This is a genomic window from Pseudoalteromonas sp. ECSMB14103 (assembly GCF_000813065.1).
GTDB classification, from domain to species: Bacteria; Pseudomonadota; Gammaproteobacteria; order Enterobacterales; family Alteromonadaceae; genus Pseudoalteromonas; species Pseudoalteromonas marina.
Genome location: NZ_JWGY01000007.1, coordinates 157,077 through 170,241 on the forward strand (window position 1 = coordinate 157,077; position 13,165 = coordinate 170,241).

9 protein-coding genes and 11 tRNA genes are annotated in these 13,165 nt (G+C 39.0%); 3 read left to right on the forward strand and 17 right to left on the reverse strand.

The features are described from left to right. Nucleotides 1-181 precede the first annotated feature (181 nt). Entirely contained in the window at nt 182-1,225 is a 1,044-nt protein-coding gene (locus RF53_RS12805) for an alkene reductase (RefSeq protein ID WP_039037909.1), read from the reverse strand. Nucleotides 1,226-1,439: 214 nt separating this feature from the next. On the opposite strand from RF53_RS12805, the gene RF53_RS12810 reads away from it, so the two are divergent. Continuing rightward, on the forward strand, nt 1,440-1,829 hold the full coding sequence (locus RF53_RS12810; RefSeq protein WP_010557274.1) for a DUF2750 domain-containing protein: 390 nt from the start codon (nt 1,440-1,442) through the stop codon (nt 1,827-1,829). Nucleotides 1,830-1,885: 56 nt separating this feature from the next. Here the strand turns inward: RF53_RS12810 and RF53_RS12815 are convergent, their stop codons facing one another. Beyond that, nucleotides 1,886-2,755 carry an alpha/beta fold hydrolase gene (locus RF53_RS12815; protein WP_039037940.1) on the reverse strand — a complete coding sequence of 290 codons (870 nt, stop codon included), beginning with the start codon at nt 2,753-2,755 and terminating at the stop codon, nt 1,886-1,888. Between the two features lie 291 nt (nt 2,756-3,046). Here RF53_RS12815 and RF53_RS12820 point away from each other — a divergent pair, with 291 nt between their 5' ends. Together RF53_RS12820 and RF53_RS12825 are read left to right on the forward strand one after the other, a co-directional pair. Continuing rightward, the gene (locus RF53_RS12820; RefSeq protein WP_039037910.1) at nt 3,047-5,716 is read left to right on the forward strand and encodes a CHASE domain-containing protein; all 2,670 of its coding nucleotides are present in this window, start codon (nt 3,047-3,049) and stop codon (nt 5,714-5,716) included. 103 nt (nt 5,717-5,819) lie between these two features. Next, nucleotides 5,820-7,478 carry a GGDEF domain-containing protein gene (locus RF53_RS12825; protein WP_039037911.1) on the forward strand — a complete coding sequence of 553 codons (1,659 nt, stop codon included), beginning with the start codon at nt 5,820-5,822 and terminating at the stop codon, nt 7,476-7,478. 42 nt (nt 7,479-7,520) lie between these two features. Here RF53_RS12825 and RF53_RS12830 read toward each other — a convergent pair. From RF53_RS12830 to tolB, 15 genes are all read right to left on the reverse strand, one after another. Next, nucleotides 7,521-7,610 (reverse strand) — tRNA-Ser (locus tag RF53_RS12830). A 185-nt stretch (nt 7,611-7,795) separates the two neighbouring features. Further along, a complete protein-coding gene (gene nadA, locus RF53_RS12835; protein WP_039037912.1) occupies nt 7,796-8,836 on the reverse strand; it encodes a quinolinate synthase NadA in 1,041 nt (346 codons plus the stop codon). A 129-nt stretch (nt 8,837-8,965) separates the two neighbouring features. Then, a tRNA-Lys gene (locus RF53_RS12840) sits at nt 8,966-9,041 on the reverse strand. Between the two features lie 79 nt (nt 9,042-9,120). Continuing rightward, nucleotides 9,121-9,196: transfer RNA gene (locus RF53_RS12845), tRNA-Lys, on the reverse strand. Nucleotides 9,197-9,275: 79 nt separating this feature from the next. Then, nucleotides 9,276-9,351, reverse strand: a tRNA-Lys gene (locus RF53_RS12850). 79 nt (nt 9,352-9,430) lie between these two features. After that, nucleotides 9,431-9,506 (reverse strand) — tRNA-Lys (locus RF53_RS12855). 40 nt (nt 9,507-9,546) lie between these two features. Then, nucleotides 9,547-9,622, reverse strand: a tRNA-Lys gene (locus RF53_RS12860). Nucleotides 9,623-9,681: 59 nt separating this feature from the next. Beyond that, nucleotides 9,682-9,757: transfer RNA gene (locus RF53_RS12865), tRNA-Lys, on the reverse strand. Between the two features lie 64 nt (nt 9,758-9,821). Next, nucleotides 9,822-9,897 (reverse strand) — tRNA-Lys (locus RF53_RS12870). Between the two features lie 60 nt (nt 9,898-9,957). Next, nucleotides 9,958-10,033, reverse strand: a tRNA-Lys gene (locus RF53_RS12875). A 48-nt stretch (nt 10,034-10,081) separates the two neighbouring features. Further along, nucleotides 10,082-10,157 (reverse strand) — tRNA-Lys (locus RF53_RS12880). A 59-nt stretch (nt 10,158-10,216) separates the two neighbouring features. Continuing rightward, a tRNA-Lys gene (locus tag RF53_RS12885) sits at nt 10,217-10,292 on the reverse strand. 171 nt (nt 10,293-10,463) lie between these two features. Next, nucleotides 10,464-11,213, reverse strand: coding sequence for a tol-pal system protein YbgF (gene ybgF, locus RF53_RS12890; RefSeq protein WP_008131976.1), 750 nt, complete (start codon nt 11,211-11,213; stop codon nt 10,464-10,466). A 13-nt stretch (nt 11,214-11,226) separates the two neighbouring features. Next, nucleotides 11,227-11,769: a peptidoglycan-associated lipoprotein Pal gene (gene pal, locus RF53_RS12895; protein ID WP_008131978.1), complete on the reverse strand. Its 543-nt coding sequence runs from the start codon at nt 11,767-11,769 to the stop codon at nt 11,227-11,229. A 34-nt stretch (nt 11,770-11,803) separates the two neighbouring features. After that, nucleotides 11,804-13,162: a Tol-Pal system beta propeller repeat protein TolB gene (gene tolB, locus RF53_RS12900; protein WP_010557248.1), complete on the reverse strand. Its 1,359-nt coding sequence runs from the start codon at nt 13,160-13,162 to the stop codon at nt 11,804-11,806. Between the last annotated feature and the right edge of the window lie 3 nt (nt 13,163-13,165).

Below are 13,165 nucleotides of genomic sequence, written 5' to 3' on the forward strand. Positions count from 1 at the left end.
TTTGATTTTATTAATGGTTTATTATGAAAACGGGCACAGTATGATTTTTAAATATGACAATAACGCTTTGTTTTATTGACATAAAGATTAAACAAATATGAGAAAATAATGGCGAAAATATGTAAAAAAAAAGACACTTAATAAGGCTATTAAGTGTCTTTTTTTATTTAATTGCTAAACGTTATTTAAGCTCAGCAAGCATCTCGTCGCTGTAAGGCACTAACTCTTCGCCGTTAGTGACTTTGCTAATATAATCTGGGTTTGCAATTAGCGGGCGGCCAATCGCAATTAAATCAAACTTACCTTCATTAATTGCCTCTTTAGCTGACTCAAAGCTGTAGCTACCAACACCAACAAGTACTCCTTTGTATCCCGCACGTAAAAACTCTGATGTAGTTTTGCCTTCTAGCGATTCGAATGTTGTGCTGTCGTCAAAAATACCACCGTGCAAGTAAGCAAGGTTTCGTTTTTCAAGTTCAGGTAGTAAGTAGTCAAATACTGCTTTGTCGCGGTTATCTTCGCTCATATTAAAGTACGCGCCAGGTGTTACACGCAGTGCTGTACGCTCGTTACCTACTGCAGCAATAACTGCATCGGTAACCTCAAGTGCAAAGCGAGCCATGTTTTGCGGTGTTTGGCCGTACTCGTCTTCACGTACATTGGCTTCATAATGTAAAAATTGATCAATTAAGTAACCGTTTGCGCCATGAATTTCTACACCATCAAAACCGGCTTCAATTGCGTTTTCGGCGGCTTTGGCAAAATCTGCAATTAACGATTTAATATCGTCAGTTGTCGCGGCTTTTGGCGTGATGTAAGTCAGCTCGCGCATGCGGGGTACCGAACCTTCTACGCCAATTGCTGAAGGTGCGAGTACTTCACCATCAAAAAAATGAGGGTGCGCTACACGGCCAACATGCCAAAGTTGAGCAAACATTTTACCACCATTTGCATGCACAGCGTCGGTCACTTTTTTCCAACCTTGAATTTGCTCGCGTGTAAACAAACCAGGCGTAGTTGGGTAACCTTGCCCGTCTGGGCGAATAATTGTCGCTTCGCTAATAATAAGACCTGTGTCTGCGCGGCGAGCATAATACTCAACCATATCTTGCGTTGGCACTAAATTTTCGTCAGCCATACAACGTGTAAGCGGTGCCATTAATACACGATTTTTAAGTTCAATCGTGTCATTTAATCGATATGGTGTAAGTAAATCTGTGTTCATTTTATAAATCCTTGATTAAGTGTATGCATACTAAGTGCGGCCATTTAGGCAACATTCAAGATCAATTTTGAATGTTTGCTCAAAATATACTGACTAACCCATAAAACAGATCTAAATAACAAAAATAATTGTGAAGTTTTCAACACGATGTCACATAACTCGATATACTTGTACGCTATAAATATAAATTGACCGCAACAAAAGTGAGCCCATCATGACACGCGTAAATGCAACCGAAGAACACGACGTAATTTTAGGCCTTGGAGCCAAAAAGCGTCTCGCTTTTATGTTTGAAACCGTACAACAGTACAAGCAAGTATGGATTTTAAATGACGACGACGGCTGTGTAATGCTTACTAACGAAGATGACGATTGTGTGCCTGTATGGCCTACACGAGAATTTGCACAAGCATGGGCAACGGGCGACTGGGAAGGATGCACACCTAAAGCAATCCCTACTAATGACTGGTTCAGCCGATGGACACCTGGCCTTGAAGAAGACGACTTACTTATTGCCGTATTCCCGACAGAGGAAGACGACGGCACTATTTTATTTCCTGATGAATTTGAAAGGCAACTAAAAGCACCAAAGAAAAAATACTAAGTAACTAGCATAACTTTATTTAGTTTATAAACGCGGCTTTACAATAGCCGCGTTTTTTATATCTGCTTTCTAAAATTTAAATATGCCTGAGTGATTGCCTTAGCATCTTCAACTTGCGGATAGTGCCCAAGCTCAGCAAAGCCTTGTGTGTGGGCATTAGGTATTATTTTTTCATACTGTTCGAGCATGTGTTTCCCTGATATTGGGTCTTGCTCACCTGCAATCAATGTAACCGGTATATCGCTATTAATAATTGCAGTAACCCAGCGCTGCTCGTTTTGCTTTCGCTGTGTAATGTAATTAATTAGCTTTGGCATAACACGTAAACCATTATTGTGATTTAAAAGCGCCCAAAGCGTATCTATAACTACAGGTGCGGGTGGCGTGTTTGCACCAAATATGGAGGTTAAATTTTTGGCAAACTTTTGCTTACTCATTAGCTTAGGGACTATCCAGCCCAGCTTTGAAAGTAACAACTTTTGTATAAATAACGGTTTATGTGCTTGAGGAAACAACCCGCCATTCAAAAAGCACACACTGTGTATATGTACTTCACTTTGATTAGCCACTTGCCTCGCTAATAGCTCTTGGGCAACGGTATCGCCATAGTCGTGGGCAAGTATATGTACATTACTTATATTTAAACGCTGTAAAAAATGTGTGTATAAATCAGCTTGCTCTGCAATTTTATAATCCGCTTTAAATGGCTTATCCGAAAGCCCAAATCCCAGCATATCAAGTGTCATTAAAAAGTAGTGTTTACTAAGTTCATCCCACATACCTTCCCAATCCCAGCTTGCGCTTGGAAAACCGTGAATTAAAACAAGCGCGGGGTTATTTGTATTCCCTGCCGTTTTAGTAAAAATTTGATGCCCGTTTATATGTATAAATTGACCGTTTAATTGCCATTGTGAAAGTGTATACATGTTATGAACCAGAACTTTTGTATTTAATTGTTGTAACACAATTACCCATAAACTTCGAAAAATCACCAGCAAGCTTTAACGCATAGATTAAAAGAAAGCCTTTTTCATTACAAAAATACCTATAAATACGGTATTAACTGGGAACCCACGCTAAATAAAAGTATTAAGCAACGTACTATTTAACAAAGAGTTTAGTTAATTATTAGCTTGTAACTTAACTATTAAATGCTATATTCAAAGCTCTTAGGCAGTAATACAGCCGCAAAAAATATAATACAAAAGGATTGCTAAATGGCTTTGCAAAGTAGAGCTAATAAAGGGGTGCTATTAAGTACTTTACTTCAGGTTGTAATCCTCACTACAGGTATTGTTTTAACTTACTTTCAACAAATTCAGCATCAACAAACCTTAGACTCAAAAGTAACAGCTGCGCTAAATAGCAAGTTAACCAGTTTATCCGTAGGCATAAATAACAGAATGGAGTTATATCAATACGGGTTATTTGGCCTCAAAGGGTTTATACAGGGTATTGGAATAGAAAATTTAAACTACACCGCAATTAAGAGTTATTCAAACGCAAGAGATTACGCCCAAGAGTTTCCTGGTGCTAACGGCGTTGGGTACATAAAAAAAGTAACACATAACGAACTTGCCGAGTTTATAAATAAAGCACAAAGCGAACGCCCCGATAGCCTATTTAATTATAAAACATTTTCTGAAAACAAAAATGATCATTTTGTGATCCAATATATTTTTCCTGAAAGTGGTAATAAACAAGCAATAGGGTTAGATATTGGCTCAGAAACTATTCGTAAACGTGCAGCATTAAGCGCAGTTTTTGCAGATAATGCGCAATTATCTGCACCTATTACGTTAGTCCAAGCAGATCAGAAAGCTCACCATGGTTTTTTGATTTTATTACCCATTTATAATAGTAAGATCACTCCTACATCTAACGATGAACGCCTTGAAGCACTGCATGGCTGGGCATACTCCCCTTTGCTTATAGACAATATTTTAAACTCATTATTTGATATTGATGAAAACTACTTAACCATTAGCGATCTCAACGATGCAACTGATGTGGCCTTTTTTACATACGGCAATCCAGCAAATAACACTGAATTTAAAGTATCCACTGTGACTAAAGTGATTGGTCGTGAGTGGCAAATAACGTTGCATGGCTCTTACCCGTTTGTAGAAAACCTGCATTTGCCCTATCAGTATCAAGCACTCGTGAATGGTATTTTTTTAACGCTCATTGCTATGTTAGTTGTGCTTGCAATACAGTTACAATTTTTTCGAAAAGCCCAAAAAGAAAACTTAAGACGTGAAGCCGAACAAGCACATAAAAATATTCTTGAACAAGCCAATTTAAAACTAGAAACCGATGTAAAACTGCGAACTCAGCAAATAGCTGATATTAGTATGCTACAGCGTAGTATTTTAGACAGTGCTAGCTACTCTATTATAGCTACCGACATAAACGGTTTAATCACCGAGTTTAACCCTGCCGCAGAGAAGTTACTGGGCTACAAGGCATTTGATGTAGTGGGTAAAAAAACCTGTGGCATATTTCATTTAGAAACAGAACTGATAAGCAAAGCAAAACAACTGAGTATTGAGCTCAATAAAATAGTGAGTCCTGGATTTGAAACATTAATTGTAAAAGCAACCCCCACAGAACCCGATGTTAATCAATGGACCTATGTAGACTCTAAAGGTAGGCATATTCAAGTGAGCTTAAGTGTTACGTCGCTATTGAATAACAGGGCTCAAGTTGTTGGTTTTTTAGGTATAGCGTTTGATTTAACGCAGCAAATAAAACACGAGCACGCGCTTGCTCATGCAAAAGAACTCGCAGAGCAAAGCTCTAAGACTAAATCTGAATTTTTAGCGAACATGAGCCATGAAATACGTACACCCATGAATGGTATTTTAGGTACTCTGCAGTTACTGCAAGAGCAACCGATGAATGATAAATCAACAGACTACTTAAAAAAAGCACTCTACTCTACTCGCTCATTAACCACTATTATTAACGATATACTGGATTTTTCTAAAATCGAAGCCGGTAAACTTTCTCTTGAGCAGAAGGTGTTTGAGCTAGACGAATTAATTCATCATTTAGAGTCTGATTTATTAGTACCTGCCCAAGAAAAGAATATTTATCTAAAATTTAAATCAACGATTCATCATAAATACTGGCGTGGTGATGCTGTAAGAATAAGGCAGGTGTTTTTAAACATAATATACAACGCAATTAAGTTTACACACAAAGGAGGTGTAACGGTTGAGTTTAAACTAACTGACGATGAACAAGTTTGCGCTATTGTTTCAGACACAGGTATTGGTATTCCAAAAAATGTTGTAAACAGGCTCTTTGAACGATTTGAACAAGCAGAGTCTTCAACCACGCGTGAATATGGTGGAACAGGGCTTGGATTGCCAATTACGAAGTCGCTAATAAACCTTATGAACGGTGACATAAAAGTAACAAGCGAAGAAAGTGTGGGTAGCCAGTTTTATGTATACCTACCGTTAGAACAAGCTGACAAAATACCAAGCAATGATAATACTGAAAATTTAGATTTTCCCGATCTAAGTAATAAAGTTATTTTGATTGCTGAAGATAATAAAATTAACCAAATAATTGTGAGCTCTTTTCTTGAGCCTACAGGTGCTAAATTAGTCATTGCTAATAATGGTTATGAAGCAATAGATTTATACAAAAAGGTATCACCTCATATAATTTTAATGGACATACAAATGCCAAAAATGGATGGCTTTGAAGCGTGTAAAGCCATAAAAAGGATAGATGCATCACAAACAGTTATTGCACTTACAGCCAATGTACTCTCTGAACAAAAGCAACTTTATGAACAGTTTTTTGATGGGTACGTATCAAAACCTATTGAAAAACAAAAACTAATAAACGCATTACATATTAAAAATAGCTAAAGCCGAAATACCTTAAAAAACTGACATATTGGGTATTAAATGGTTATATAAATACTTATAAAGTATTTTTTACAAAAGCACATAAGCAAATTAAAGGGGGAGTATGCTTAGATTATTTAGTTTATATTTATGTATATTGTTGACCCTATTGTCTTTTAGTACATTAGCTCAATCGCTCAATGATGAACAAATTAAAAAAATTGGGCCAGCTATTTGGCAACAAGTTAATATAAAGTCACCTGTTTCGGGTGAACAAATAATCAGTGCATATCAAAATAAGCAAAGCCCTCTTGTTTCTTTATCTGGAATGCGTGGACCCGCTGTTGCTAAAATACCACTGTCGACTCTGAATGAAGAGCGCTGGTTTGTATTACCCCAAGCAAACTACCTAGATGGTGGTTTTGCTTATTGGCAAGATACACAGGGAATTCGTTTAATTGCTGATTTTTCTCAGGGTAATTTGTCGCAGTCAGCAATTATAATGCATGGACAAGCGTTTCAATTAAACCTAGAAACAAATTCTCAAGGCGTACTGTGGCTTTATTTAAATGCACGTCATTACGCCAAACCAGTGAGTGTAACATTTTTAGATGAGCCTACATTTATATACCAGCAGTTTTTTATAAATTCACTCAGTATAATGTCCATCACCATTATGCTCACCCTTGCCTGCATGGCATTCATTCTTTATTTAAAAACAGGTCAAAACGTTGCGTTATATTGTGCAGGTTATATTGGCTTACACGGAATTGGTTGGGCGTTTGCGGCTGGAGTTTTTGGCGTGTTTTACAGCTTTAAAAGCATAAACTCGCATTATTTTGGTATGTATATTTTTTCGTTTGCGATATCTTCAGCCAGCGCCTTTGCCTATTACTTATTTAATTTTCATACGGTTGAAAAAACACGAATAAGCCAATTTTTAAAGTATTTTTCTTATGTCGCTTTTATTAGTGGCTTTATAAACCTAGTACTACCCTTTCATTGGGTATTTTATTTAGCACACACTTTAGCAGCAATATGGGTGGTACTAACGTTAGTGCTCGGCTTTAAAATGTTGAGCTTAAACGATTTTAGAGCAAAGTACTTTTTAACCGGTAATATTGTTTACAGCCTATCACTTGTTGTCTTTATTTTATCTCACCTTAATTTATTCGTAACGGCTTCAGCTGAACTTTGGGTGCTTGTTGCCCTCGCGATTGATTGTATTTGTATATTACTTTCATTATCCGAATGGCTGAAAATAAAGCAAAACGATTATATTAATGCCCTTGAGCAATCCCGTATTGACCCACTCACAAAAGTAGGCAATCGTTTATTACTACAAGAAAAGCTAAATTCCATAGGCCATTATTATTTAATAGGATTTATTGACTGCGATGGTATGAAATCAATAAACGATCAACTAGGGCATGCCAGTGGCGACAAACTACTTATCAATGTCACTGAATTAATTAAAAAAGAACTGGCCAACCTAGGAGATGTGTATAGAACTGGAGGCGATGAGTTTATATGTTTGTGTTGTGCTTCGTCGTTAAACGAGCTAGAAAAATTGGCGGACAACACAACTAAAGCACTTAATAAAGCGCATATTCAACTAAAGCAAACGTGGCCGCAATCTGGTTTAAGCTTTGGCATTGCTAGCAGCAGTGAGTGCACAGATTATAAGGCATGTTTTACTTTAGCTGATGAAAGAATGTATGCGGCAAAATATGCTCGTAAAAATAATACGCCTACTAACCACAATACCACCCAGCAGATTTAAAGCACAAAAAAGGACGCCCAAAGGCGTCCTAATATTGAATGATGGTGGAGGAAGAGGGATTCGAACCCTCGTTAGGGATTAACCTAAACACACTTTCCAGGCGTGCGCCTTCAGCCACTCAGCCATTCCTCCACGGTGTTGCCTAGCAACAGCGCGTTATAGTATGAAATAGGTTACGCAGGTGCAAGGCCTTTTTAAATATGTACTGTTGAATGGCTATTAATCGTGCAGTTATTTACTTTTTCAATAAAAAACGGCTAAACCATAAGGCTTAGCCGTTTTTTATATCAGTCTAGTTACTTTACATTTGCTAAAAACTATTTAGCCATACTCGCCGTAAAGTCTAGCATGCGGTTAAGTGACTTAAGTGCACCTTCACGCAAGTCCATATCTACAAATACCTCTTTACCTTGAGGGTCTATTAAAGCCTCCTCAATCGCTTTTAAGCCATTCATTGCCATCCACGGGCAATGTGCACAACTTTTACAAGAGGCGCCTTCACCAGCCGTAGGGGCGGCAAAGAACTCTTTCTCTGGGCATAGCTGCTGCATTTTATAAAAAATACCGCGATCAGTCGCAACAATAAACTTTTTATTCGGCATTGTTTGCGCTGCTTTAATCAGCTGGCTTGTAGATCCAACGGCGTCAGCAAGTGCAACTATTTCTGCAGGTGACTCTGGGTGAACTAAAACGCCAGCATCTGGGTGCAGTGCCTTAAACTCTTTCAATGCTTTAGTTTTAAACTCGTCGTGAACAATACATGCGCCATTCCACATGATCATATCAGCGCCGGTATTTTTTTGAATGTAGCTGCCTAGGTGCTTGTCTGGGCCCCAAATAATTTTTTCGCCTTGCTCGTCTAAGTGCTCAACAATTTCAAGCGCGCACGATGAGGTTACAATCCAATCTGCACGGGCTTTAACCGCTGTAGAGGTGTTTGCATACACCACCACTTTACGTTCAGGGTGCTGGTCGCAAAATGCTGAGAACTCATCAATCGGACAACCGATGTCTAGCGAGCATGTTGCTTCAAGTGTTGGCATAACAACCGTTTTGTTTGGCGTTAAAATTTTAGCAGTTTCACCCATAAAACGAACGCCTGCAACGATGATCATATCAGCGTCGTGTCTTGCACCAAAGCGCGCCATTTCTAAAGAGTCGGCAACGCAACCGCCAGTTTCTTCGGCAAGGGCTTGGATTTCAGGATCAGTATAATAATGCGCTACGAGTACCGCGTTTTTATCTTTAAGTAATTGCTTAATACGTGCTTTGTATTCGCCTTGCTCGTCGTTTGTTAACGGTGCTGGCTTTGGAGGGAAAATATAGCCTTCAGGCATAATAGTTTGCGCTAAACTCATGTTCTCGACCACTTATTTACAGTGTATAAATTACGGCGAATTATACGAGAATAAAAACATAAATAACAGCAAACTGCTTAAGCTTGTTTATAAAAAAAAAGAATGGGATTTTAAAAAGAATGTAGCAGATGGTGGGTCATGATGGATTCGAACCATCGACCAATTGATTAAAAGTCAACTGCTCTACCAACTGAGCTAATGACCCGCTCTAATATTGTACGTACTAAAAAGATAGTGTTTGCGTAGATCCGCCGATGTTCCAGTTTTTACTTACAAAGCAAAAATGGTGGGTCATGATGGATTCGAACCATCGACCAATTGATTAAAAGTCAACTGCTCTACCAACTGAGCTAATGACCCGCTCTAATATTGTACGTACTAAAAAGATAGTGTTTGCGTAGATCCGCCGATGTTCCAGTTTTTACTTACAAAGCAAAAATGGTGGGTCATGATGGATTCGAACCATCGACCAATTGATTAAAAGTCAACTGCTCTACCAACTGAGCTAATGACCCGCTCTAATATTGTACGTACTAAAAAGATAGTGTTTGCGTAGATCCGCCGATGTTCCAGTTTTTACTTACAAAGCAAAAATGGTGGGTCATGATGGATTCGAACCATCGACCAATTGATTAAAAGTCAACTGCTCTACCAACTGAGCTAATGACCCGCTCTTGGTGTTAACTAATAAATATATATTTCCATGAAAATGGTGGGTCATGATGGATTCGAACCATCGACCAATTGATTAAAAGTCAACTGCTCTACCAACTGAGCTAATGACCCGCTCAAATATAAACTTAAAAGCTTACTTGCGTGAATCCGCCGATTAGAGTTTTATAGAATGGTGGGTCATGATGGATTCGAACCATCGACCAATTGATTAAAAGTCAACTGCTCTACCAACTGAGCTAATGACCCATCCTATAATTTTTAGATTATTGAGTTCAATTAATGCTTTAGTAAATGACCACTTAAAAATAAGTGGTGGGTCATGATGGATTCGAACCATCGACCAATTGATTAAAAGTCAACTGCTCTACCAACTGAGCTAATGACCCGCTCATAAATTTATTCAATAATATAAATGCGTAAATCCGCCGATCCAGACACTTTAAAAGTGGTGGGTCATGATGGATTCGAACCATCGACCAATTGATTAAAAGTCAACTGCTCTACCAACTGAGCTAATGACCCGCTCTGGTATAACTGCTGTATTAAAGTTGTTGTAGACCATTATAAAAATGGTGGGTCATGATGGATTCGAACCATCGACCAATTGATTAAAAGTCAACTGCTCTACCAACTGAGCTAATGACCCGCTCTAATTTTACAACTTTGAATACTACGTAAATCCGCCGATAAAAGACCATTTTAAAATGGTGGGTCATGATGGATTCGAACCATCGACCAATTGATTAAAAGTCAACTGCTCTACCAACTGAGCTAATGACCCGCTCTTTTTGCAACATTTTGAGTGGGGTAACCATTCGTTTGCTGCGGGCGCTTATAATACTTATTTATAAAATGAGTGCAACCGAAATTGTCTCTTTTTTTAAGTTTTTATGCCTAGTTGACCAATTTTAGACCGCTTATGACAAAAAGCAGTCTAATCGAGCTGATTCAATTAATTAGACAGGCGATCTGTGGCTAATTTTGCAGCCGTTGTACTTGGGTACTGCGTAACAAGTTCGTTAAGTATTTTTAACGATTCGTCTGTCAGTCCTTGCTCTTTTAAAAGCGTGCCTAATTTTAACATGGCGTCTGGGCGTTTATTTGAATTTGGATATTCGTTTACAACCACTCTAAAGTGATCAACCGCTTTAACTCCATCGTTTTTAATTGTTAATAATTGACCTAACCAATAGTGTGCGTTTGACGCATACACAGATTCTGGATATGTTTTTAAGAACGTTTGAAACTCTGGAATAGCCTGGTCGTAGCGTTTATCTTTCATTATAAGTGCAACAGCACGCTCGTAAGCCTCATTCTCAGATAAATCACTGCTATATGCTTGTGAGTCATTAGGTTGTGCATAGTCGGTTGCAGGCACTGCTGCAGGCTGTGAATACGCCTGACTAACACGGTTTTCAATCTCTTGATAAAGCTCACGCTGACGCTGAAGTACTTTTTCTAGTTTATAGCTTTGCTCTTCCGTCACACCACGAATTTGACTTACTTCATCTTGAAGTAAATTAAGTTGCTGTTGTAACTCGGCTTGCAAGAAATTACGCGATTGCATCATACTTTCTAACGACGCTAAGCGCTTCTCAATACTTGACTGTGAACTCGCAGCTTCTGAAACAGGAGCGGGAGCAGCCCATAACTGGGTGCTCCCGCTCAATATCATTGCTGCCAAAATAATTTTCGGCTTCATAATATCTCTTATCTTAGTAAACTAATACCGCACGGCGGTTTTTAGCGAAAGCTGATTCAGTGCGAGACTTAACCATTGGTTTTTCTTCACCGTAGCTCACTACTGACATTTGGCTAGCTGATACACCTAAGCTTAGCAGGTATTTTTCAACTGACTGACCACGGTTTTCACCTAGTGCAATATTGTACTCTGGCGTGCCACGCTCATCTGCATGGCCTTCAATTAATACTTTAACCGATGGATTTTTTACTAAGAAGTCAGCATGTGCGCGAAGTAAATCAGCATATTTGCTTTCAATTGTCGCTTTATCAAAATCAAAGTAGATTACTTGCTCTTGACGAAGTGCTTCGTATTTTTGACGAAGTTGTTCTTCAGCACGTTCTTCAGGCGAAATTGTTGCTACTTCAACTGTATCGTTGCTAGTTGTTTGCTCAACAGCAGGTTGATTAGATTGGTTTGCAGCACCTTCGTCGATATCTGAAGACGAGCTACAAGCTGCTAATGTCATTACTGGCACAGCAATTAGCAGGCCTTTAAGTATTTTATTAAGTTGCATTGAGTAGATTCCTATTTTGAGTAAACCAGTAACATTACTGTAAATATGGCGACCAAGCTGGCGCCTTTACTTGTCCGTCTAGCACAGGTAATCGTGCTTTGAAGCGGCCGTCCATCGATACTAACGCCAGTACCTGTTTGTTATTATGGAGCGTGCTGTATATTATCATCGAGCCATTTGGCGCTATACTCGGTGATTCATCTAAGCGAGTTCGCGTTAATACTTGAAACGCGCCAGAAGCTAGCTCTTTTTTAGCAAGATGGTACTTACCGTTCGTACGATTAACCATCACTAATTCTTTACTGTCAGGCGTAACTGACCCTGCAAGATTCATATCGCCATCAAACGTTAGGCGCTTTGATCTGCCAGTTTTTAAATTTAACTTATAAATCTGAGCATTACCACCCCTTTCCGAGGTAAACACTATATCTTGACCATTTGGGTACCAAGATGGTTCAGTATCTATGCTACGGTGGTTTGTTAGGCGTGTTTCTTTACGCGTTGCCAGGTTTAGTAAATAAATTTCCGTTGCACCTGTTTTATCTTTTGAAAGGACTAATAGAAGCTCTTTACCATCAGGTGAAAACTGCGGAGCACCATTAATCCCACGATAGCTGGCTACCACTTCTCGCTTACCTGTATATAAGTCTTGGATATATATTTGGCTTTGACGATTTTCAAACGTTACATAAGCAAGCTTGGTACCATCTGGGGACCACGCGGGTGACATTAACGGCTCTTTAGAGCGCAAAAGTACTTGTTCGTTGAATCCATCGTAATCGGCAACAACGAGTTGATACGGCTTATCGTCTTCGTCACGCACAATCACATAGGCAATTTTAGTTAAAAATGCACCTTTTTCGCCTGTTAGTTTTTCATAAATCACATCACTAATACGGTGTGAATAGCGGCGAAACCCACTTTCGGAAATAACGCTTTCTCTGGCTTCTAAAATGTGGTCTTGGCTTTTTACTAATTGCCCATTAGACATCATTTGGGTGTTACCACCCGTGATTTGACCACGAATTACATCCACTAATTCATAGCGGACTAAGTATCGGCCATCGGTTTGCTGTTCAACTTGGCCAACTAAAACGGCCTCAACCCCTTGATTAACCCATGAGGCATAATCAATTGCTTGGTCCTCGCTTGGTTGTTGTGGCATTTGCGCAACATCAACCGGCTTAAACTTACCACTTCGGACTAAATCAGCTGCAATCACATCACTTAGTTTTTGTGGGATCGGACCTATTCCGGTGTATTTAAATGGCACAATAGCAATAGGCCTTGCGCCATCAACACCTTCGGTAATTACAATTTCAAGTGCAGCATTTGCAATGCCTTGAAACCCTAGTAGCAATACTACACAGGCTACTCTTAGTTTATTGAACATATC

What these genes read in the sequence shown, in the direction of transcription:
- RF53_RS12805 (WP_039037909.1), bottom strand. Translation starts at nt 1,225, where the DNA reads ATGAACACAGATTTACTTACACCATATCGATTAAATGACACGATTGAA.
- RF53_RS12810 (WP_010557274.1), top strand. Translation starts at nt 1,440, where the DNA reads ATGACACGCGTAAATGCAACCGAAGAACACGACGTAATTTTAGGCCTT.
- RF53_RS12815 (WP_039037940.1), bottom strand. Translation starts at nt 2,755, where the DNA reads ATGTATACACTTTCACAATGGCAATTAAACGGTCAATTTATACATATA.
- RF53_RS12820 (WP_039037910.1), top strand. Translation starts at nt 3,047, where the DNA reads ATGGCTTTGCAAAGTAGAGCTAATAAAGGGGTGCTATTAAGTACTTTA.
- RF53_RS12825 (WP_039037911.1), top strand. Translation starts at nt 5,820, where the DNA reads ATGCTTAGATTATTTAGTTTATATTTATGTATATTGTTGACCCTATTG.
- nadA (WP_039037912.1), bottom strand. Translation starts at nt 8,836, where the DNA reads ATGAGTTTAGCGCAAACTATTATGCCTGAAGGCTATATTTTCCCTCCA.
- ybgF (WP_008131976.1), bottom strand. Translation starts at nt 11,213, where the DNA reads ATGAAGCCGAAAATTATTTTGGCAGCAATGATATTGAGCGGGAGCACC.
- pal (WP_008131978.1), bottom strand. Translation starts at nt 11,769, where the DNA reads ATGCAACTTAATAAAATACTTAAAGGCCTGCTAATTGCTGTGCCAGTA.
- tolB (WP_010557248.1), bottom strand. Translation starts at nt 13,162, where the DNA reads ATGTTCAATAAACTAAGAGTAGCCTGTGTAGTATTGCTACTAGGGTTT.